Genomic DNA, 21,069 nt, shown 5'->3' on the forward strand with positions numbered 1-21,069 from the left:
ACTCATGAATCTTGCGGAGCGATTGAACGATGACATGAAGCAAGCGATGAGGAATGGAGATAAATTCCGTCTTCAGACGATTCGTATGGTTCGGGCATCGATCAAAAATCACGAAATCGAGCTGCGCCGGCCGCTTGACGATAACGAGACGCTTAATATATTGAGCCGTGAACTCAAGCAACGACGCGATTCCCTGCTGGACTTCGAGAAGGGCGGCCGGGAAGATCTCGTAAGCAATGTCAGGGCAGAAATTGAGATCATCTCCGAATATCTACCGCGACAGCTTACAGAAGAAGAAATCAAAGCCATCGTTGTACAGACCATGCAAGAAACCGGTGCTTCTTCTAAAGCCGACCTGGGGAAATTGATGGGCGCGCTAATGCCCAAGGTGAAAGGCGTTGCGGACGGCAAGCTCGTCAACGCAATCGTCCAGCAATCTCTGCAATAATCCGGACATGACAGACAGGCACTCCCGCACTGGGAGTGCTTTTTGCATAGGTAGGTGCGGAGCCCGCGAAGCGCGGTCCCGGAGGCCCTTCGGCCCGAACGCGACGCTCGCTAGCGGCCTCCGAAAGGTTCTTGCCGGATAGGCAGAATTGAAACGGACCTCTTGTCGAACCGTAATATAGAGTATGTCGGATTGAATGGTCAGAAGGAGGATGAATATGGGCGAAATGATTTTACGCAGCGGCCGTATGCGGCGGGGAGCGGGAATCCGGGTGGCGGTTCTGCTGCTGCTTGGCGTTCTTTCGCTGCTGGGAGCCGTGTCCGGCTTCGCCAGAGCGGCCGAGACGGCCTCGGCGGGCTCCGTCTACGTCATTCCCGTTCAGCAGACGGTGCAGAGCGGACTGGCTTCGTTTCTCGACCGCGCGCTTAGCGAGGCCGAAGAAGCGAAAGCGGCCTTGGTCGTGCTGGATATCGATACGCCGGGCGGGCGTCTGGATACGGCGGAGGCGATCGGCAAGCGGATTCGCGAGGCGGCCGTTCCGACTGTCGCCTTCGTTAGCGGCAAGGCGGCGTCGGCCGGCGCGTATCTGTCTTTGAACGCCGGGGACATCGCGATGGCTCCCGGCTCCACGATCGGCGCGGCGATGATCGTGGACGGCGCGGGGAACGCGGTGGACAATCCGAAGCTCGTGTCGTTCTGGAGCGAGGAGATGCGCTCGGCTGCCGAGATGAACGGCCGCAATCCGGACATCGCCGTCGGAATGGTCGATCCGGAGCGAATCGTCGAGATGGAGGCGATCGGAGAGACGAGCGGGAAGGGGCAAATTATTTCGCTGAGCGCCGAAAATGCGTTCAAGGTCGGTTACGCCGACAAGCTAGCCAGCTCCGTAGAGGAGGTGCTGGCATGGAAGGGCATCGCCGATCGCCCGATCGTCGAAATTCATCCTACTCTCGCGGAGCGGGTGTCGACGTTTCTGACTTCTCCAGGCGTCAGCCTGCTGCTGCTCATTATCGGCGTCGCGGGCGTCGCCATCGAGCTGCTCGTTCCTGGCTTCGGGGCTCCCGGCATTATCGGACTGGTCGCATTCGGCCTGTACTTCTTCGGACAGTCGATCGCCGGTTTTGCGGGAATGGAGTCGCTGGTGCTGTTTTTGCTGGGCGTCGGGCTGCTCATTCTTGAGGTTTTCGTTCCCAGCTTCGGAATTTTGGGCATACTCGGTATAGCTTCGGTCATCGTCGGCATCGCGATGGGCGCTTACGATACGGGCAACGCGCTGCGGACGCTCGGCATCGCCGTCGTCGTCGCTTCGGTCGTCGTCGCCGTCTTCGCTTACGTTTTCCGCAGGCGGGGCGTCTGGAACCGGTTTATTCTGAAGGAGGAGCTGACGACCGACCGGGGCTTCGTTCCCCAGCAGCCGCGCGAACATTGGGTCGGACAGACCGGGGTGACGGTGTCGCTGCTTCGGCCGTCGGGAATCGCCGAGATCGGCGGACAGAGGCTGGACGTCATAACGTCCGGCGAGTTCGTCGAGCGGGGCAAAAGCGTCGAGGTGACGTCCGTAGACGGAACGCGAATCGTCGTAAAGGAAATTCCGGGAAAAACGGCGAATTTAAACAAGGACGCTTGACCGTATGTTAAGATTTGACAAAAAAAGGTCGGAGGTATGAGATGAACGGTACAGACATTCAGTTTTTTATTATTATTGCAGTCGTCGTGATCGCGGTTTCGGTATTTATGAGCTTCTTTCCCTTTATGCTGTGGATATCGGCGCTGGCGGCCGGCGTCCGGATCAGCATCATTACGCTGGTGGCTATGCGGCTGCGGCGCGTCGTTCCAAGCCGGATCGTCAATCCGCTGATCAAGGCGACGAAAGCGGGACTGGGGCTGCATATTAACCAGCTGGAAAGCCACTATTTGGCCGGGGGCAACGTGGATCGCGTCGTCAACGCGCTGATCGCGGCCCAACGCGCCGACATTCCGCTTGTGTTCGAGCGGGCCGCGGCGATCGATCTGGCCGGGCGCGACGTGCTTCAGGCGGTACAGATGAGCGTTAACCCGAAGGTCATCGAGACCCCGATCGTATCCGCCGTAGCGAAGAACGGGATCGAAGTTAAAGTGCGGGCTAGGGTGACCGTGCGAGCCAACATCGACCGGCTCGTCGGGGGCGCGGGGGAAGAAACGGTGCTTGCCCGCGTAGCCGAAGGCATCGTCAGCACGAACGGCGGTTCGGAATCCCATAAGGACGTGCTGGAAAATCCGGATCTGATCTCGAAGACCGTGTTAGCCAAAGGGTTGGACGCGGGAACCGCGTTCGAGATTTTGTCCATCGACATCGCGGACGTGGACGTCGGCAAAAACATCGGCGCTCATCTGCAGACGGAGCAGGCCGAGGCCGACAAGCGGATCGCCCAGGCGAAGGCGGAGGAACGCCGCGCGATGGCCGTCGCTCAGGAGCAGGAGATGAAGGCCCGCGTCGTCGAGATGCAGGCGAAGGTCGTCGAGGCCGAGTCCGAGGTGCCGCTGGCGATGGCGAACGCGCTCAAGTCCGGCAATCTCGGCGTCATGGATTACATGAACCTGAAAAACATCGAAGCGGATACGCAGATGAGAGGCTCTATCGGCGGTCAGAACGATTTGCTCGGAGGAGACGGTCCGAAGAAGCCGTAACCCGCCCGCGCGAAGCAGGAAGGAGGGAGCGCCGTGGAGGAGCTCATTACGTTCCTGACCTCGAATATCCAATTTTTGATCGTGATTATCGGGATCGTCTACTTTTTGTTTTTCCGCAAGTCTCCGCTTGAGAAGCGAACGCAGAACCGAATGCCCGATTTCGGCGGAGAGTCGCGCAGGCCGACGGAGCGGCCTGTCCGACCGGTTCCGGCGCAGACGAGACCGGAACGGTACGAGCCGGTTGAGACGACGTATTCCGCGCCGGAGACGTTCTACGATCCGGGGCCGGCCGCGCTAAGCGATCCGGCGCCCGCAAGCCGGGTCTCCCGCAGCGCTGCGGCTGCCGGATCGCACCAGCCGGACTCTTATGTGTACGAGAGCTCTCGGGAAGCTGCGCGAGGGCCGTCCAGACAGGATCTGGCCCGCGCAGTGCTCTGGTCGGAGATTCTCGGCCGCCCCCGAGCCCGCAAGCCTTACCGGCGCTAGCCGATCCGCACGCCCACACAGGGCCGTCTCCCCGTTCAGGAAGCTGCGCTTCCGGCCGGCGAGGCGGCCTTTTCTGGGCGGATTAGGAAGGTATAAAATTCGCTATCCTTAATCTGAGTCCCTCCGACATAAACGTTATCCCGCCGGTCCCAAGGACGGCGTAAGCCGTTGATGCTTGACATGCGCCGGACGGCCACATAATGGGAAATGCGCGCGCATATGTTTAACGTATAGGAGGGAGGACCGCCCAATGATGCGTGTAAGCCGGAAGCTGCGCAAGTGGACCGCGACGCTTCTCGATCTGCCGCAGGATGTCGCGATGGACCTGCCGCGCATCACGATGATCGGAGGCCTTCAGCTGACGGTGGAGAACCACCGGGGAATCCTTCATTTCTCTCCGGACAGCCTTAAGCTTGCGATGGACGGCGGAGAAATGGAAGTGACGGGCCAGAACCTGGTCATCCGCAACATCGGGGCGGAGGAAGTGTTCGTGGAAGGGAAGATCTTGGGCGTCCAATTGCATGCCAAAGGGAAATCGTCCGGCTGAGCGCTCGGAGCAGCGCGTCTTTGCCGTCTTGCGATCCGGGCGGAGCGAAAGGCTCCGCGTCTTGGCGCGCGGGACGGCTGTCGGCCGCTCGGAAGCGGACAAGCCCCTAAGGCCTGAAGGGAGCGGGATGAAGGTGAATTGGGTCGCATATGCGCGCGGTTACGTATGGGTCAAGCTGATCGGGGGGGCGCCGGAGCGCTTCGTCAATGCGGCGGCAAGAGAGAGCATCGACTTGTGGAGCATTTCGTTCACGCCTGCGGGCGAGTTGAAGTTCGGGGTGTCGATCCCCGATTTTTTCCGGCTGCGTCCGCTGCTTCGGGAGTGCGGCTGCCGCACCCGGCTCATATCCAGACACGGTCTGCCGTTCCGGCTGGCCCGGCTGTCTCGGCGCAAGACGTTCGCGGGCGGCATGCTCGCGTTCGTGCTGGCGCTCTTCGTGCTGTCCACGCTCATCTGGGATGTGCGGGTGGAAGGGAATTCGACCATTCCCGAAGAGAAAATCCGCCAGGCGGCGAAAGCCGAAGGAATCTACGACTATCAGTGGTCGTTCCGTCTGGGCGACGCGTCCACGCTGTCGCAGCGGCTGGCGCTCCGGCTTCCCGAGGCGGCCTGGGTCGGCGTGGACAAGCGCGGCACGTCCGTGACGATTACCGTCGTCGAGTCGACGAAGCCGGAGAAGAAGGCGCTCGACGGGCCGCGCCATCTCGTCGCCAAGACGGATGCGGTCGTGACCCGCATCGTGGCGGAGAGCGGCCGGCCCAAGGTGGAGCGCAACGACCGGGTAAGGAAAGGCGACATTCTCATCTCGGGCATACTGGGCGACGAAAGGAACAGCAAGCAGGTCATCTCTAAGGGCAAGGTGATGGGGCTGGTCTGGCATGAATACCGGATCGTCTCGCCGCTCCAATCGTCGACGAGAAACTTGACCGGAGAGTCGCAGGAACGAAGCTACCTCGTAATCGGAAGCCGCGCCCTGCAGATTTCGGGATACGGAGGCGTTCGGTTCGGCCAGTCGGAAACCCGGACGACGATCCGCCGGGCGCAGCTCGGGAACAAGACGCTGCCCTTTGGCATCATGAAGGAGCAGGAGCGGGAAGTGGTCGAAATCGGCCAAAAGCGGACCCCGGAGGAAGCGAAAGAGGTCGGACTCGCCCAGGCGAGAGCCGAGCTGCTGGCGAAAGCGGGCAAAGATGCGGTAATTAAAGCGGAAAACATTTTGCATGAACATACGGAGAATGGTAAAGTGATGTTAACCGTTCTTTTTGAAGTGGAACAATCCATCGAGGTCGAACGTCCAATTCCGTAGCGGATCTGATTTAGGGGGAATGAGTTTTTTTGACAGAACTGAAGCATTCGACGACAATCCCGCTGCAGAGCGCGGCGGAGGGGCTGGCACTGTTCGGTCCGCAGGACAAGTTCCTGCGCTTGATCGAGAAGGAAACCGTGTCGCTGATCCGCTCGAGAGACGCGGTCATCTATATTGAAGGGCCGGAAGAGGAAGTCCGTTCCTTGCAGCAGCTGTTCGAGACGCTGATCCAGCTCGTACAGAGCGGCCTGCAGTTGAACGAACGGGACGTTCGCTACGCGCTGGAGCTGTCCCGCGAGATGAAGGCGAGCGAGCTGCTGTCTCTGTTCAAGGGAGAAATTACGCTCACCTTCCGGGGCAAACCGGTCATACCGAAGACGCTGGGGCAGCGCCATTACGTGACGACAATCCGCAAGAAGGACATCGTGTTCGGAATCGGGCCCGCCGGAACCGGCAAAACCTATCTCGCCGTCATGTGCGCCATCGGCGCATTGAAGGAAGGAAGGGTCAAGCGCATACTGCTCACTCGGCCGGCCGTGGAAGCCGGAGAGAACCTCGGATTTCTTCCCGGGGATTTGCAGGAGAAGGTGGATCCTTACTTGCGTCCGCTCTACGACGCGCTGAACGACGCGCTCGGAACCGAAGGCGTCGCCAAGGCGATGGAGCGCGGCCAGATCGAAGTCGCCCCGCTCGCCTATATGCGAGGCCGCACGCTGGACGACTCCTTCGTCATTCTGGACGAGGCGCAGAACACGACGCCGGAGCAGATGAAGATGTTTCTGACGAGGCTCGGGTTCGGCTCCCGGATGGTCATTACCGGGGACGTCACCCAGATCGATCTGCCGAAGGGGAAGAAGTCGGGCTTAATCGAGGCGGAGCGCATTCTTCGATCCATCGAAGAGATCGGCATCGTGTACTTCACCGATCAGGACGTCGTCAGACACGCGCTCGTGCAGAAAATTATATTGGCTTACAACGCAGACAGCGAACAATAACCCTTAGGGAGGGGAGTGCCGGATGAGTCGGAAAAACAGCGGCCAGCCAAGCAACCCGCTTACCTTGTCCGGGGCAGCGGCAGGATGGAAGAACAGCGCGGCGATGCGCTGGCTCCTGCTTCTGCTTTTTGTGTTTTTGTTTTATTTCAGTCTTGCTCCGCGGCTCGTCCCGGAGACGTACGACATCACGTTAAACGGCAAGGCGGACAAGGATATCCGGGCGCCGCGCCAGGAGCAGGACGAGAAGGCGACCTTGCAGGCGCAGGAGGAAGCGGCGAACAAGGTAGCCGATATTTATTCGACCGTTCATCTCCGGAACGAGGTGCTCGTGAACGAGCTGTTCGCGAGAATCGAGGAGCTGAACATGGACGACCAGATTACGGAAGCGGACCGCGTCGATATTTTCCGCCGCGTCATTCCGGAGCGCGTCGACCAGCACATCTCCAACTTCGTCATTACGAACCGCGGTTCCGAGACGTATTCGGCCGAGCTGCTGGAGGAGATGCAGCGGGTCGTCGGCTCGCAGAAGTATTCCATCCCGGAGGAAACGTACTACAAAATTCCGCGGATGTCGTCAGAGCAGCTTCAGGAGATGCGGTCAGTGGCTCGCGACGTCGTGTGGAGGCTGACGAGCGAGCCGATCACGAGCGCAGAGACGGCGCGCATGAAGGTGGCCGAGCTCGTCAACGCCAGCACCCTCTCGCTCAAGACGCAGCGGGAGATCGTGCAGGAGCTGGCGCGGCTGGCTATTCTGCCGAACAAGTTTTTCGATAAGAAGGCGACCGAGAACGCCAGAATGGAGGCGAAGCAGAACACGCCTCCGGTCGTGATCAAGCAAGGGGACATCGTCGTCAAGCAGGGACAGGTCATTACGGAAGCGCTGTACGAGAAGCTGGACGGGATGGGGCTGCTTCAGGAGCGCAAAAACTATCTTCCCCAGCTCGGCGTGCTGCTGCTGTCCGTCATGCTGACGCTCGCCCTGTACGTGTACGGAGAGCTGACGGCGGTCTCGACGATTCTGAAGAAGACGAACGCCCATTGGGTGATGCTGCTGCTGATTTTCGCCCTGAATCTTCTGTTTATGCATCTGGTCGCCATGACGCACAGCTCGGAGTGGCCGTTCGTCGGCTATTTGGCCCCGATCGCGATGGGGAGCATGCTGGTGACGCTGCTGCTGGACATCCATCTCGGTTTGGTCAGCTCGTTTCTGTTTACGGTGCTGGCCAGCGTCATTCTGAACGTCGAGCAGGCGCATATCTTCGATTTTCGCTACGGCTTCGTCGCCGCGGTCGTTTCCTTTACGGCCGTGCTGGCGATCCACAAGGCGAGCCAGCGATCGGCCATCCTGAAGGCGGGAATCATGGTCAGCCTGTTCGGATCGGTCGCCGTTCTGGCGCTGATGCTGGTAAACCCGGAGCCAAGCCGCTCGGATTTGCTTCAGTCGGTCATCTTTATGCTCGCGAGCGGTCTGCTTACGATCGTGCTCGTCATCGGCTTGATGCCGTTCTTCGAGGTGACGTTCGGCATTCTGTCCGCGCTGAAGCTCGTCGAGCTGTCCAACCCGAACCATCCGCTGCTGCGCAAGCTGCTGACCGAGACCCCCGGCACGTACCATCACAGCCTGATGGTCGGCAACCTGTCGGAGGCCGCGGCGGAGGCGGTCGGGGCCAACGGGCTGCTGTGCCGCGTCGGCTCTTTCTACCATGACGTCGGGAAGACGAAGCGGCCGCTTTATTTCATCGAAAACCAGAACGCATCCGGCAACCCGCACGACAAGCTCGATCCGAAGGTGAGCGCCTCGATTATTATCGCTCACGCGAAGGACGGCGCGGATATGCTGAAGGCGCACAAGCTGCCGAAGCCGATTCGCGACATCGCAGAGCAGCATCACGGCACGACCTTCTTAAAGTATTTCTATTATAAAGCGGTCAAGCAGGCGCAGGAGCAAGGGGCGGATATCGATTTCACGCAAGACGACTATCGTTATCCGGGACCCAAGGCGCAGTCGAAGGAAGCGGCCATCGTCGGCATCGCGGACTGCGTGGAAGCGGCCGTCCGGTCGCTGAACCATCCGAAGGTGGAACAGATCGAGGAGATGATCGCCAAGATCATCAAGGACAGATTGGACGACCATCAGTTCAACGAATGCGACCTGACGATGAAGGAGCTCGACAAGGTCGCGCAGACGCTGAAGGAAGCGGTCATCGGCATGTTCCATTCCCGGATCGAATATCCGGACGACAAGCAGCTGAAGATGGCCAAGGAAGCCGCAGAAGACGCTAAGGAAGCAAAGGAGAATTAAGATGACTTTAAGTCTCGAATGGATCGACGAGCGGGAAGGCGGCTCCGGTCCGCGGGAAGAGCGCTGGATGGAGCTGCTGGAGAAGCTGCTCGTCGCTGCGGGCCGCATGGAGGAAGTCGATCGCGGCATCGTCACGCTTACGCTGACGGACGACGAGGGCATTCGCGAGCTCAATCGGCAATACCGAGGCCTGGACAAGCCGACGGACGTGCTCAGCTTCTCGCTGCTGGAGGGAGAGGAGGCCGATATTCGCTTCGAGGGCGAGTACGAGGCCTCCGAGACGGACGGAGAGGGCTGGGAGGACGAAGAGAAGGCGGGCGACCCGTTCTCCGACCTGCTGGGAGACATTGTCATTTCGGTGCCGAGGGCGGAAGCGCAGGCTGCCGAATACGGCCACAGCTTCGAGCGCGAGCTCGGGTTTCTGTTCGTGCACGGGTTTCTGCATCTGCTCGGCTACGATCACGGGACTGAGGAAGAGGAACGCGCCATGTTCGCCAGGCAGGAAGAGGTTTTGCGGGAAGCAGGCCTGACCCGGTGAGCGGCTGGCGCTCGCGCGAAGCCCGGGCGTTCCGAAGCGCTTGGGCGGGATTGGCGGAGGCGCTTAGAACCGAGCGTCATTTTCGGTTTCATGCGGCCGCAGCCGCAATCGTCGTCGGGCTGGGGCTGTGGCTGGACGTCTCCCGCCAGGATTGGCTATGGCTGCTGCTCGCCATTGCGGGCGTATGGGCGGCGGAGCTGATCAATACGGCTGTCGAACGTGCGGTGGACCGCATCTCGACGGACGTGCATCCGCTGGCCAAGTCGGCCAAGGATTCGGCCGCCGGAGCGGTGCTTGTGACGGCGATGTTCGCCGTCGCGGTCGGAGCGTTCGTGCTCGGGCCTCCTTTATGGCGAATGTTTTTTCAGTGATCTAGAAAGGATAAAATTCGTTATCCTGATCTGAATCACCTCGGACAAAAACGCGATTCTGCGAAAGATGAACGGAGGAAGGCGTCATGGAGGCTCAGATGATGAATTTGACGGTGGAACGGCTGGTGGAGGAAGCGGCCAAGGCGCGCACGAAAGCTTATGTCCCGTACTCGAAGTTCGCGGTCGGCGCCGTTGCCGTCGATGCCGACGGACGGCTGCACCACGGCTGCAACGTGGAGAACGCGGCTTACGGCCCGACGAACTGCGCGGAGCGGACCGCCTTGTTTCGGGCGATCGCGGACGGCTGTCAGGCCGGGCAGTTCCGGGCCGTCGCCGTCATCGGCGATACGGAGCAGCCGATCGCCCCTTGCGGCGTCTGCCGGCAGGTGCTGGCCGAGCTGTGCAGGCCGGACATGCCGGTCGTTCTGGCCAACCTGCGCGGAGATACGCGGGTGACGACAGTGTCGGAGCTGCTGCCCGGCGCGTTCTCGCCTCGGGATCTGAACAACGGAGAAGCGGTTGAAGGAGAATAGAAGATGCAGAAGAAAGGCTTCAAATCGGGCTTCGTCGCTATTGTCGGACGCCCGAACGTAGGGAAGTCGACGCTGATGAACCAGGCGATCGGACAGAAAATCGCCATCATGTCGGACAAGCCGCAGACGACGCGCAACAAGATTCACGGCGTCTATACGGCGGACGACGTTCAGATCGTCTTCCTCGATACTCCCGGCATCCACAAGCCGAACTCCAAGCTCGGCAGCTATATGGTCAAGGCGGCCGAGAGCGCGCTGAACGAAGTGGAAGCGATTCTGTACTTGACCGACGTCACCGAGCCGATCGGCGGCGGAGACCGCTATATTATGGAGCAGCTCAAAAAGGTGAAGGACACGCCCGTGTTTCTCGTCCTGAACAAGATCGACAAGATTCACCCGGAAGAGATGCTGCCGGTTATCGAGAAGTTCCGCAAGCAGATGGATTTCGCGGAGATCGTGCCGGTGTCGGCTCTGCACGGCAGCAACGTCAGCGCGCTGCTGGAGCAAATCTCCAAATATTTGAAGGAAGGTCCGATGTATTATCCGGCCGACCAAATTACCGACCATCCGGAGCAGTTCGTCTGCGCCGAGCTGATTCGCGAGAAGCTGCTGCAGCTGACGAGGGAGGAGATTCCTCATTCGATCGCGGTGGAGATCGAGAGCATGAGCGTCGCCGACAACGGGCTCGTCAGCATCGGAGCGGTCATCTACGTGGAACGGGACTCGCAGAAGGGCATCATCATCGGCAAAAACGGCAGCCTGCTGAAGGAAGTCGGCAGGCTGGCGCGGCTCGATATGGAGCGTCTGCTCGGATCGAAAATTTTTCTCGAGCTGTGGGTCAAGGTCAACAAGGATTGGCGCAACCGGGAAGCGATTCTGAAAACGCTGGGTTACAGGGAAGATTAAGGCGGCCGCGCATCGCCGCAGACCGCCATGCATAAATGTGTCAGGCATACGGCCCGGACTCCCGAGACATCCTATACGCGAAGGTGAAGTTCATTTTCGCCCGGAGAGGATGAGGCGCTGTGCGGGATTTCACATGGCACGTGTTTACGCAAACCGGCGATATCGAAGCTTACTTGCTTTACAAGGAAATGAACCATCTCGGAGCCTCCGAGCTCGGCGCTCGCGCCGGCCCGGAAGAAGACGAGGCGGACGTCGCGGACGAGGAATGAGAGCCGATGTTATATCGGGCCGAAGGCATAGTCATTCGCAGCATCGATTACGGGGAAGGCAATAAAATCGTGACCCTGCTGACGCCCACGATGGGCAAGCAGGGCATCGTCGTGCGCGGAGCCAAGAAGCTCAAGAGCCGATACGGCGCGTTGGCGCAGCTCTTTACATACGGGGACTATTCCTATTATCGGAACGGATCGCTCGGAACGCTGAACAGCGGGGAGATTATCGAATCGTTCCAGGAGCTGAGGCAGGGGCTGGAAGGGCCGGCTTACGCCGCTTACGCCGCGGAGCTGACCGACCGCGCCATTAACGACGACGAGGCGGCCGCGCATCTGTTTCATCAGCTTAAGGCTTGCCAGACGGCGCTGGCGGAAGGGAAGGATCCGCAGATTGTCGCCAGAGCCTACGAGATGAAAGTGTTCGCCGCGGCCGGTTACGCGCCGATGCTCGACGAGTGCGTCGACTGCGGCAGGCGGGACGGCCCCTTCTCTTTCAGCGCCGCCGCCGGCGGAGCGCTGTGCCGTTCCTGCAGAATCAGAGATTCCGGAGCGCTGGAGCTTCCGGAGGGCGCATGGAAGCTGCTGCGCGTTTTCCTGGCCCTGGACTTGCGCAGACTGGGCGTCGTCTCGGTCAAGGACAGCACGAAGCAGCAGCTTCGGCTGGCGCTTCGCAAGTGGATGGATGCCCATCTGAACGTTCAATTGAAATCCCGGAGCTTCCTCGACCAGCTGGAGAAATACGGCGACCTGCTCGGAAGCGCTCCGGCGGTCAGGCGGCCGGCGACCGCTTCGGAGGAAGCTCCCGAAGGGACGAGGGAGGCGCCGGACGGCCCGGTTTGACAGGTCGCTCCCGCGTCGTATAGAATAACTGTTGTAGCCTGGATACAGGCGTATCTCTGCGAAGGAGAGAGTAGCCGAACACTGTGGCGCACGCAGCGAGCCGGGGACGGTGCAAGCCCGGAGACACGGATCGGCGAAAGGCACTCTGGAGAGATTCGGATCGCAAGAGGGGGTTATCCGGCGCGTACGGGGCACAGGCTCGGAACGCCGTCGGGAAACCAAGTAGGGTGGAACCGCGGGAATGGCAAGCTCCCGTCCCTATGTCTGCCGTGGCGGACGTGGGACCGGAGTTTTTTTGCGCGCTTCGCGCGGGGGGTCCCGGTGTCCGACTCGTTCTTACAGATCGGCGAAAAAGGAGCGAACTAGGATGAATTTTCAGCAAATGACGCTTACGCTGCAGCAGTTCTGGGCGGAGCAAAACTGTATCGTCGTGCAACCGTACGACACGGAGAAGGGCGCGGGGACGATGAACCCGATGACCTTCCTGCGCTCGATCGGGCCGGAGCCGTGGAACGTCGCATACGTCGAGCCGTCCAGACGGCCGGCCGACGGCCGATACGGGGAAAACCCGAACCGGCTGTACCAGCATCACCAGTTTCAAGTTATTATGAAGCCGTCTCCAGACCATATTCAAGAGCTGTACTTGGATAGTCTGAAAAGACTCGGCATCGACCCGCTGCACCACGATATCCGGTTCGTCGAGGACAACTGGGAGGCTCCGACGCTCGGCGCGTGGGGGCTCGGCTGGGAGGTGTGGCTGGACGGAATGGAGGTCACTCAATTTACGTATTTCCAGCAAGTGGGCGGCATCGACTGCCACCCGGTCGCCGTCGAGATTACGTACGGAATGGAGCGGCTCGCTTCCTATATTCAGAACAAAGAGAACGTGTTCGAGCTGGAATGGGTGGACGGCGTCACTTACGGAGACGTGTTCAAGCAGCCCGAATACGAGCATTCCAAATATACGTTCGAAGTTTCCGACGCCGCGATGCTGTTCCAGCTGTTCTCCACTTACGAGACCGAAGCGAAGCGGGCGATGGAGGAGCATCTCGTATTCCCGGCTTACGATTATATTTTGAAATGCTCGCACGCGTTTAACCTGCTGGACGCCCGCGGGGCGATCAGCGTGACCGAGCGAACCGGCTACATTACGAGAGTCCGGAACTTGGCCCGCCAGGTCGCGGCCACGTACTTGCAAGAGCGGGAGCGTCTCGAATTCCCGCTGCTGAAGAAAGGAGCGGCGAACCATGGCTAAGGATCTGCTGCTGGAGATCGGAATGGAGGAAGTGCCTGCCCGCTTCGTGCGGGCGGCGATGGATCAGCTCCGGGAGAAAACGGAGAAGTGGCTGTCCGACAGCCGTCTCGCCTATGATGAAGTGAAAGCCTACGCGACGCCGCGCCGGCTGGCTGTCCGTGTGGCCGGCCTGGCCGACAAGCAGGAGGACGTGATCGAGGACGTGAAGGGGCCGTCCCGCAAAATCGCCTGCGACGATAGCGGCGCTTGGAGCAAGCCGGCTCTTGGCTTCGCAAGAAGCCAGGGCGTCGAACCGGACGCTCTGTTCTTCCGGGAAGTCGGCGGCGTGGAGTACGTTTACGCCACCAAGAGCCGTCTCGGCGCAGAGACCGCTGCCCTGCTTCCCGAAGCGCTTCCGGCGCTGGTCGCTTCGCTTACGTTCCCGAAAAATATGAGATGGGGCAGCCACGAGCTTCGGTACGTGCGTCCGATCCGCTGGCTCGTCGCCCTGCACGGAAGCAGCGTCGTCCCGTTTGAGATCGCCGGCGTGTCTGCGGGCAATTCGACGAGGGGACACCGCTTCCTCGGCAAGGAAGCGATTCTCGATCAACCCGCCTCCTATGCGGACGTTTTGCGCGCTGAACACGTCATCGTGGACGTCGAGGAGCGCCGCCAGGCGATTGTGGAGGGGATCGAAAGGCTGGCCGCCGAGCGCGGCTGGGTGATCGGGGTTCAGGAGGATTTGCTGGAGGAGGTGCTGTTCCTCGTCGAGACGCCTTCGGTCCTGTCCGGCTCTTTCGAGTCGTCCTTCCTCGACATTCCGCAGGAAGTGCTGATTACGTCGATGCGCGAGCATCAGCGGTACTTCCCCGTATTCGACGGCGAAGGACGCCTGCTTCCGCACTTCGTTACCGTTCGCAACGGCGACCGGACGTCGATCGAGCTTGTGGCCAAGGGCAACGAGAAGGTGCTTAGAGCGCGGCTGTCCGACGCCCAATTTTTCTATGAAGAAGACAAGAAGCTGGCGATTGCCGACGCGCTCGCCAAGCTGGAAAACATCGTCTATCATGAAGAGCTTGGCACGATCGCGGAGAAGGTTCGCCGCGTGCGCGCCGTCTCCGACCGGATCGCCGCTCATTTGAGACTCGAGCCGTCCGCCGTCGCGGACATCGGCCGAACGGCGGACATCTGCAAATTCGACCTCGTCTCCCAAATGGTGTACGAGTTTCCCGAGCTGCAAGGCATTATGGGCGAGGATTACGCCCGTCTGGTGGGAGAGCGGGAGAGCGTCGCCCGGGCGATCAACGAGCATTACGCTCCGCGGCACGCGGGCGACAAGCCGCCCGCATCGCTCGTCGGCGCGATTGTCGGCATCGCCGACAAGCTTGACACGATCGCCGGCTGCTTCTCTATCGGCATTGTGCCGACCGGCTCGCAGGACCCGTACGCGCTGCGCCGTCAGGCGGCCGGCATCGTGAATACGCTGCTGGCGCACGAACTGGAAATCACGCTGGACGAATTGTTCCGGATCGCGCTGGACGTTCATGCCGAGAGAGGCTTGAAGCGCGACGCTTTCGACGTCGCCAAGGATATGCGGGAGTTTTTCATGCTTCGCGTGAAAAACGTGCTGTCCGAGCAGGCGATCCGTTACGACGTCGTCGACGCGGTGCTGGGCGCCGGAGCCGGTGACGTGCGCCGCACCGTCCGCCGGGCGAGCGCGCTGCATGAAGCTGCGTCCGACGAGGCGAAGGCGGAATTCCGTCCGGCGGTAGAGGCGTTCAACCGCGTCTGCAATCTGGCGGCCAAAGCCGATTCCAAACAGGTGGACGTCCAGCTGTTCGCGGACGAAGCCGAGGGCAAGCTGTTCGATGCCTGGCAGCAAGCCCACAGCCGGTACTTGAACGCGGCGGCGGAGGCGGACATGAGCGAGGCGCTGGCCGCTCTGTCCTCGCTGAGCGAGCCGGTTACGGCTTTTTTCGAAGCGGTCATGGTGATGGCCGAAGACGAGGCGCTGCGGCGCAACCGGCTCGCCATTCTTGCGCTCGTCGCCGACGACGTGAAGCAGTTCGCCGATTTCTCCAAATTGGCGGGTTAACGACTATCGATGAAGGGAGCGGGTTCCGTGCCCCAAAGGAACGTTACCGTTCATGTGGTGTCCGACTCGGCGGGAGATACGGGCGAGCTGGCGGTGCGAGCGGCGGCGGCCCAGTTCCATCCGCTGTCCGTGAACATCCGAAGGGCCGCCTTCGTCCAGTCGAAAGAAGGCATCGACTCGGTTCTGGAGACGGCCCAATCGGACAAGAGCATTGTGCTGTACACGCTAGTCATTCCTTATTTGAGAGACCACATGGTCGAGCAGTCCGTTCGAATGAAAGTGACGGCGATCGATCTGCTCGGCCCGCTCATCGATCATCTGGAAAGGGCGCTCGGACACGAATCCAGACACGAGCCGGGGCTTAACCACGTGCTGGACGAGGGCTACTTCCGCAAGGTGGAGGCAGTGGAGTTCGCCGTTCGTTACGACGACGCCCGCGACGTATCCGGCATCCTAAAGGCGGACATCGTGCTCGTCGGCGTCTCCCGGACCTCCAAGACGCCTCTCTCGATGGTGCTGGCGCACAAAACGTTCAAGGTGGCGAACGTTCCGCTCATTCCGGAGCTGGTCCCGCCCAAGGAGCTGTATCTCGTTTCCCCCAAGAAGGTGATCGGGCTGACGATCCATCCGGATTCCCTGAACGCGATTCGCAAGGAGAGGCTCAAGGCGATCGGGCTTCCGGATTCCGCGCCGTACGCAACCTCCGAGCGCATCCTGAAGGAATTGGACCATGCCCGTCAGGTGATGGACAAGATCGGATGCATCGTGATCGACGTCTCCAACAAGGCGGTGGAGGAAACGGCGAGCATCATTCTCGAGCATTTTCAACGGTAACGCCGCGTCCGGATACCCAGCTTTCCGCAGCGAAGAGAACCGCGAGGTTCTCTTTTGCCGATTAGTCGAAGTTTAGGAAAAAAGGTCGAATCTGCCACCAAGGCGCTCGTTTATTCGTATATAAGAGAAGGGGCGGCTTTATGAGGCGCGTCTTCTCTACGTTCCCCGGGGAAGTCCGGATCTGGAAGATTCCGGAGGGATAAAAAATGCTGGGGCTTTGCAGGATTTTGATTCCCGTTAGCGTATATAATATTACGGCAAACTTTGCCTTAACCGCGTGGTGATGTCGATGATTGTCCCGCCCCGTCGGGTGGTGGTGGACGGCGACGCCTGTCCCGTCAAAGCCGAGATCGCTGCGGCGGTCAGGCAGTGCGGCGCAACCGCGCTGCTCGTCTCGAGCCATGCCCACGTGCTGAAGCCGGAGCCGTCCGTCGAAGTCGTGACGGTCGACGCCGAAGACCAGGCCGCGGATCTGTATATCGCGAACGCCCTGAAGCGAGGCGGCATTCTCGTCACCGGCGATTACGGCTTGGCCGCACTGGGACTGGCCAGAGGCTCGGCCGTATTGACGCCGAGAGGCAAGCGGATCCGGGAGTCCGATATCGAAGGGCTGCTGGAGCAGCGTCATTTCTCGGCCCGGCTGCGGCGCGGAGGGGTGCGCACGAAGGGCCCGCGCTCGTTTACAGACGAAGATCGCGTCCGGTTTCAACAAAATCTGACAGCTCTGCTGAGGGGGATGCAGGAGATTCCCGACCTATAGCGAATTGTATTATGTGCTAGAAATCAGGTGGTTCCATGAGCAACGGAATGATCCCTCAAGAGGTTATTGACGAGGTGCTGCGCCGTCACGAAATTTCCGAGACGGTGGGCAAATACGTTCACTTGACCAGAAACGGCAAGTATTTGAAGGGGCTGTGCCCCTTTCATTCCGAGAAGACGCCTTCCTTCACGGTGACGCCGGAAAAGCAGATTTTCTATTGCTACGGCTGCGGGAAGGGCGGCAACGTGATCAAGTTCGTCATGGAGATGGAGGGAGAAACGTTTCCCGAGGCCGTCAAGCAGCTGGCCGAGGATGTCGGCATTCCCGTCACCTGGACAAGCTATTCCGCGGAAGAGGCCTCTCCCGTTCAGAAGGAGAAGCGGCTTCTGCAGGAAGCCCACGACTACAGCGCGAAGCTGTATCATTATCTGCTGCAAAACCTGGAGGTCGCCAAGGCGGCCAAAGCCTATCTGCAGCAGCGCGGGCTCGGCGACGGCCTGATCGAGCAGTTCGGAATCGGCTACGCTCCGCCCAGATGGGATACGCTGGCCCAGGCGCTGGAGCGCAAAAACTATCCGCTGCCCGAGATGGAAGCCGGGGGCTTGCTGTCGAAGCGTCAAGAAGGCGAAGGCTACGTGGACCGTTTTCGGGATCGCATCATGTTCCCTATTCACGATGCGAAAGGGCAGACGATCGCGTTCGCGGGCCGGCTGCTGTCGGACGGTCAGCCGAAGTATCTGAACTCTCCCGAGACGCCGCTGTTCAGCAAAAGCCGCACGCTGTACCGGCTTCACGAAGCGAGATCGGCCATCCGCAAGTCGGGGCAGGTCGTTCTGTTCGAAGGCTATATGGACGTTATTAAAGCCTGGTCCGCCGGAGTCCGCAACGGAGTCGCCACGATGGGAACGGCGTTAACGGCCGAGCATGCGGCCGTGCTTCGGCGCTTCGCCCAAGAGGCCGTCCTCTGCTACGACGGCGACGATGCCGGACAAGCGGCCGCTCACAAGAGCGTCCCGCTGCTGGAGGAGGCCGGGTTCCGGGTGCGCGTCTGCCTGCTTCCGAACCGGATGGACCCGGACGAATACATCTCGTCCTACGGCGCTGAAGCGTTCGTCAGGGAAATCGTCGAGGGAGCGGTTTCGGCAGTCAAATTTCAGCTTATATATTTGAGGAAATCCCATATACTCCTAGAAGAAGATGGAAGGATTCGGTATTTGCGCGACGCCGTCCGAGTCGTGGCCAGAAGGGATTCCCCGATGGAGCGGGAGCTTCTGCTGAAGGAGTTGGCCCAGGAATTCGGCGTCGCCCTCGATACGCTGAAGCAGGAATGTCTCGAGTACAGACAGCGGGAGAAAATGGAAAGCGCAAGGGATATTCCTGGCGGATCGTGGAATAATGTATGGAATGGAAATCATGTCGCATCCAAAACTCCGCCGCTAGGAGCCGCGCACGTGAACGCGGAGCGCCAACTGCTTTCCTGGATGATGCAGGACAAAGATACGGCTCTCCTCGTCGAGCAGAAGCTGGGAGACCGATTTCACGTGGAGGATCATGCGGCCTTGGCTGCTTATTTATATTCATTTTACGCCCAGAACAACGATCCTGACGTTGGCCGGTTTGTCGCGACTTTGCAGGACGACCGCCTGGAGCGAATGGCCAGCGTAATCGCCATGATAGACGTCCCGTACGGCGAACGGGAGCTGGAGGATTGCATCCGAACGATCGGTCGAGCCTCGCTAGAGAGGGAGTATGAGCGCCTGACCGAGGAACTGAAGCGCGCGACGCGGGAAGGCGATCAAGCGCGGGTATTACAATTGGGTATAGAGATTATCGCCCTGGAGAAGCAGCGCAAGATGTCGTAAAGCGCAGCGATCCGGGGAGGAGGGAGTCGGTTATGGCAAACGATCAACACACCGGACTGGAAACGGAATCGACACTGGAACAGGTCAAAGCTCAACTCATCGAACAAGGCAAGAAAAAATCTTCCTTGACCTATAAAGACATCATGGAGAAGCTTTCTCCGTTCGATCAGGACCCCGAGCAAATCGACGAGTTTTTCGAACAGCTGGCGGATATCGGCATTGAGGTTTCCAACGACCACGACGATATGGGACGCCATGCAGGCGACGAAGACGAGCGCGACGAATTCAACTTCGACGACGATCTGAGCCTGCCTCCGGGCATTAAGATCAACGATCCGGTGCGAATGTATCTGAAGGAGATCGGCCGCGTGCCGCTGCTCGGCGCGGACGACGAGGTCGAGCTCGCGAAGAAGATCGAGATCGGCGGTCCGGACGGCGAGGAAGCGAAGAAAAGGCTGGCCGAAGCCAACCTGCGTCTTGTCGTCAGCATCGCCAAACGCTACGTCGGACGGGGAATGCTGTTCCTGGACCTGATTCAAGAGGGCAATATGGGGCTGCTCAAAGCCGTCGAGAAGTTCGATTACGACAAAGGCTTCAAGTTCAGCACCTATGCGACCTGGTGGATCCGGCAGGCGATTACCCGGGCCATCGCCGACCAGGCGAGAACGATCCGGATTCCGGTTCATATGGTGGAGACGATCAATAAGCTGATCCGGGTATCCCGTCAGTTGCTTCAGGAATTGGGCCGCGAGCCGACGCCGGAGGAAATTGCCGAGCAGATGGAGCTCAGCGTCGATAAAGTCCGGGAAATTATGAAAATCGCGCAGGAGCCGGTCTCCCTGGAGACGCCGATCGGCGAAGAGGACGACTCTCATCTGGGCGATTTTATCGAAGACCAGGAGGCGCTTGCTCCGGCCGACGCCGCCGCCTACGAGCTGCTGAAGGAGCAGCTGGAGGACGTGCTGGACACGCTGACCGAGAGAGAAGAGAACGTGCTGCGCCTGCGGTTCGGGCTGGACGACGGACGCACGCGCACGCTCGAAGAGGTCGGGAAGGTGTTCGGCGTCACGCGCGAGCGGATTCGCCAGATCGAGGCCAAGGCGCTGCGCAAGCTGCGTCATCCCAGCCGCAGCAAGAGATTAAAGGATTTTCTGGAATAAGTCGAAATGGATGCAGAGACCTTGGCCGTTATGGTTGAAGGTCTTTTTGTTCAAAAGGTATGAGGAGGCACACCGGCATGGCCGCTAATGAGGAAGAAAAACGCAACCTCATCGTGAAGGAAATCGAATCTTGGCGCCGCAGCAAGCTGTTGCCGGAGCAGTATTGCGACTTTCTGCAAAATATATATCTGGAAGATTTGGATGATCGTCCGAAAAGCTTCGCCAGCGCCGTCCTGAAGAAGATCGGCCATGCTTCCGGCAGGCAGTGGTTTCTTGCTTTTGGCATTTTTGCCTTGATTTGTTTCGTTGTTCTTCATTTTAGCGTGTTTCCTCTGGTATTGCAAATAGCGATTGCCGCTTTCGTTACCGGGGGGCTCGTCTACGCCGGCGTCCGGCAGCGGGAAAGCCGGCCGACACGAGGCTATGCGCTGCTCGGGGCGGGCATGGCATTTCTATTCGGCGCCGGGCTGACGATCGTCGGCTTGCAGTGGGGATGGGAGGGCTCCGGGCTGCTGTGGCTGCTTGCGCTGCTTGCCGTCGTCTGGATCGGCGGCGGCTTATGGCTGCGGCTGGCGCTGCCGCAATGGCTCGGCTGGCTGTCGGCTATCTCCCTGTACGCTTTGCTGCTGGCCGAGCACGCGCCGGCTTCGTCCGTGTTCGAGGTGCAAATCTTCTGGCTGCCGGCGGCGCTGTTGTTCTGTTGGCTGAGCTGGTTTCTTCACGTGCGGATCGCCTCCGCGGGAACGGCTCTGTTCGCGACGGCTCTTGTTCTCTGGTTTATGCCGGAAGTGTATTCGGCTCTGTACGGGGTTCGCCCGGAGTGGATTCAGACGGAAATTTTAATTAAAATTCTGATCGCGGGCATCGGGATGTTCCGCCTGCGAAAACAATGGATGGAATGGGTTGCTTAACA

21 protein-coding genes are annotated in these 21,069 nt (G+C 60.0%); all 21 read left to right on the forward strand.

Annotated features, from left to right (window positions below; genetic code table 11):
- The first annotated feature begins 4 nt into the window (after nucleotides 1-4).
- The 21 genes from ACFO3S_RS13955 (at nucleotide 5) to ACFO3S_RS14055 (ending at nucleotide 21,067) form a co-directional block, all read left to right on the forward strand.
- The gene (locus ACFO3S_RS13955) at nucleotides 5-448 is read left to right on the forward strand and encodes a GatB/YqeY domain-containing protein (protein ID WP_378096979.1); all 444 of its coding nucleotides are present in this window, start codon (nucleotides 5-7) and stop codon (nucleotides 446-448) included.
- 217 nt (nucleotides 449-665) lie between these two features.
- Complete coding sequence (locus tag ACFO3S_RS13960; protein ID WP_378096981.1) at nucleotides 666-2,075, forward strand: NfeD family protein; 1,410 nt, start codon at nucleotides 666-668, stop codon at nucleotides 2,073-2,075.
- A gap of 41 nt (nucleotides 2,076-2,116) precedes the next feature.
- A complete protein-coding gene (gene floA / locus ACFO3S_RS13965; protein ID WP_378096984.1) occupies nucleotides 2,117-3,115 on the forward strand; it encodes a flotillin-like protein FloA in 999 nt (332 codons plus the stop codon).
- 33 nt (nucleotides 3,116-3,148) lie between these two features.
- On the forward strand, nucleotides 3,149-3,601 hold the full coding sequence (locus ACFO3S_RS13970) for a hypothetical protein (RefSeq protein ID WP_378096987.1): 453 nt from the start codon (nucleotides 3,149-3,151) through the stop codon (nucleotides 3,599-3,601).
- 250 nt (nucleotides 3,602-3,851) lie between these two features.
- The gene (gene yqfC, locus ACFO3S_RS13975; RefSeq protein ID WP_378096990.1) at nucleotides 3,852-4,148 is read left to right on the forward strand and encodes a sporulation protein YqfC; all 297 of its coding nucleotides are present in this window, start codon (nucleotides 3,852-3,854) and stop codon (nucleotides 4,146-4,148) included.
- A 127-nt stretch (nucleotides 4,149-4,275) separates the two neighbouring features.
- Nucleotides 4,276-5,454, forward strand: coding sequence for a sporulation protein YqfD (gene yqfD / locus ACFO3S_RS13980; RefSeq protein WP_378096993.1), 1,179 nt, complete (start codon nucleotides 4,276-4,278; stop codon nucleotides 5,452-5,454).
- A 29-nt stretch (nucleotides 5,455-5,483) separates the two neighbouring features.
- The gene (locus ACFO3S_RS13985; RefSeq protein WP_378096996.1) at nucleotides 5,484-6,449 is read left to right on the forward strand and encodes a PhoH family protein; all 966 of its coding nucleotides are present in this window, start codon (nucleotides 5,484-5,486) and stop codon (nucleotides 6,447-6,449) included.
- Nucleotides 6,450-6,471: 22 nt separating this feature from the next.
- Entirely contained in the window at nucleotides 6,472-8,751 is a 2,280-nt protein-coding gene (locus ACFO3S_RS13990; protein WP_378096999.1) for an HD family phosphohydrolase, read from the forward strand.
- A 1-nt stretch (nucleotide 8,752) separates the two neighbouring features.
- The gene (gene ybeY / locus ACFO3S_RS13995) at nucleotides 8,753-9,289 is read left to right on the forward strand and encodes an rRNA maturation RNase YbeY (RefSeq protein ID WP_378097002.1); all 537 of its coding nucleotides are present in this window, start codon (nucleotides 8,753-8,755) and stop codon (nucleotides 9,287-9,289) included.
- On the forward strand, nucleotides 9,286-9,660 hold the full coding sequence (locus tag ACFO3S_RS14000; protein ID WP_378097006.1) for a diacylglycerol kinase family protein: 375 nt from the start codon (nucleotides 9,286-9,288) through the stop codon (nucleotides 9,658-9,660). The genes ybeY and ACFO3S_RS14000 overlap by 4 nt, the downstream gene beginning before the upstream one ends.
- Before the next feature lie 86 nt (nucleotides 9,661-9,746).
- The gene (locus ACFO3S_RS14005) at nucleotides 9,747-10,193 is read left to right on the forward strand and encodes a cytidine deaminase (protein WP_378097009.1); all 447 of its coding nucleotides are present in this window, start codon (nucleotides 9,747-9,749) and stop codon (nucleotides 10,191-10,193) included.
- A gap of 3 nt (nucleotides 10,194-10,196) precedes the next feature.
- Nucleotides 10,197-11,099: a GTPase Era gene (era, locus tag ACFO3S_RS14010; protein WP_378097012.1), complete on the forward strand. Its 903-nt coding sequence runs from the start codon at nucleotides 10,197-10,199 to the stop codon at nucleotides 11,097-11,099.
- A gap of 119 nt (nucleotides 11,100-11,218) precedes the next feature.
- On the forward strand, nucleotides 11,219-11,368 hold the full coding sequence (locus ACFO3S_RS14015; protein WP_378097015.1) for a YqzL family protein: 150 nt from the start codon (nucleotides 11,219-11,221) through the stop codon (nucleotides 11,366-11,368).
- A gap of 6 nt (nucleotides 11,369-11,374) precedes the next feature.
- Nucleotides 11,375-12,211 carry a DNA repair protein RecO gene (gene recO, locus ACFO3S_RS14020; RefSeq protein WP_378097018.1) on the forward strand — a complete coding sequence of 279 codons (837 nt, stop codon included), beginning with the start codon at nucleotides 11,375-11,377 and terminating at the stop codon, nucleotides 12,209-12,211.
- 367 nt (nucleotides 12,212-12,578) lie between these two features.
- Nucleotides 12,579-13,466 carry a glycine--tRNA ligase subunit alpha gene (gene glyQ / locus ACFO3S_RS14025; protein ID WP_378097021.1) on the forward strand — a complete coding sequence of 296 codons (888 nt, stop codon included), beginning with the start codon at nucleotides 12,579-12,581 and terminating at the stop codon, nucleotides 13,464-13,466.
- Nucleotides 13,459-15,540 carry a glycine--tRNA ligase subunit beta gene (gene glyS / locus ACFO3S_RS14030; RefSeq protein WP_378097024.1) on the forward strand — a complete coding sequence of 694 codons (2,082 nt, stop codon included), beginning with the start codon at nucleotides 13,459-13,461 and terminating at the stop codon, nucleotides 15,538-15,540. Before glyQ ends, glyS begins: the two co-directional genes overlap by 8 nt.
- Nucleotides 15,541-15,567: 27 nt before the next feature.
- Nucleotides 15,568-16,374: a pyruvate, water dikinase regulatory protein gene (locus tag ACFO3S_RS14035; RefSeq protein WP_378097027.1), complete on the forward strand. Its 807-nt coding sequence runs from the start codon at nucleotides 15,568-15,570 to the stop codon at nucleotides 16,372-16,374.
- 289 nt (nucleotides 16,375-16,663) lie between these two features.
- The gene (locus ACFO3S_RS14040) at nucleotides 16,664-17,134 is read left to right on the forward strand and encodes a YaiI/YqxD family protein (RefSeq protein ID WP_378097030.1); all 471 of its coding nucleotides are present in this window, start codon (nucleotides 16,664-16,666) and stop codon (nucleotides 17,132-17,134) included.
- A gap of 35 nt (nucleotides 17,135-17,169) precedes the next feature.
- A complete protein-coding gene (gene dnaG / locus ACFO3S_RS14045; protein WP_378097033.1) occupies nucleotides 17,170-18,996 on the forward strand; it encodes a DNA primase in 1,827 nt (608 codons plus the stop codon).
- A 32-nt stretch (nucleotides 18,997-19,028) separates the two neighbouring features.
- Complete coding sequence (rpoD, locus tag ACFO3S_RS14050) at nucleotides 19,029-20,156, forward strand: RNA polymerase sigma factor RpoD (RefSeq protein WP_378097036.1); 1,128 nt, start codon at nucleotides 19,029-19,031, stop codon at nucleotides 20,154-20,156.
- Between the two features lie 77 nt (nucleotides 20,157-20,233).
- Nucleotides 20,234-21,067 (forward strand): hypothetical protein, encoded by an 834-nt coding sequence (locus ACFO3S_RS14055; protein WP_378097039.1) that lies wholly within the window; start codon nucleotides 20,234-20,236, stop codon nucleotides 21,065-21,067.
- Nucleotides 21,068-21,069: the final 2 nt, after the last annotated feature.

This window comes from Cohnella hongkongensis, assembly GCF_042654645.1.
In the GTDB taxonomy this organism is placed as follows: Bacteria; Bacillota; Bacilli; order Paenibacillales; family Paenibacillaceae; genus Cohnella; species Cohnella hongkongensis.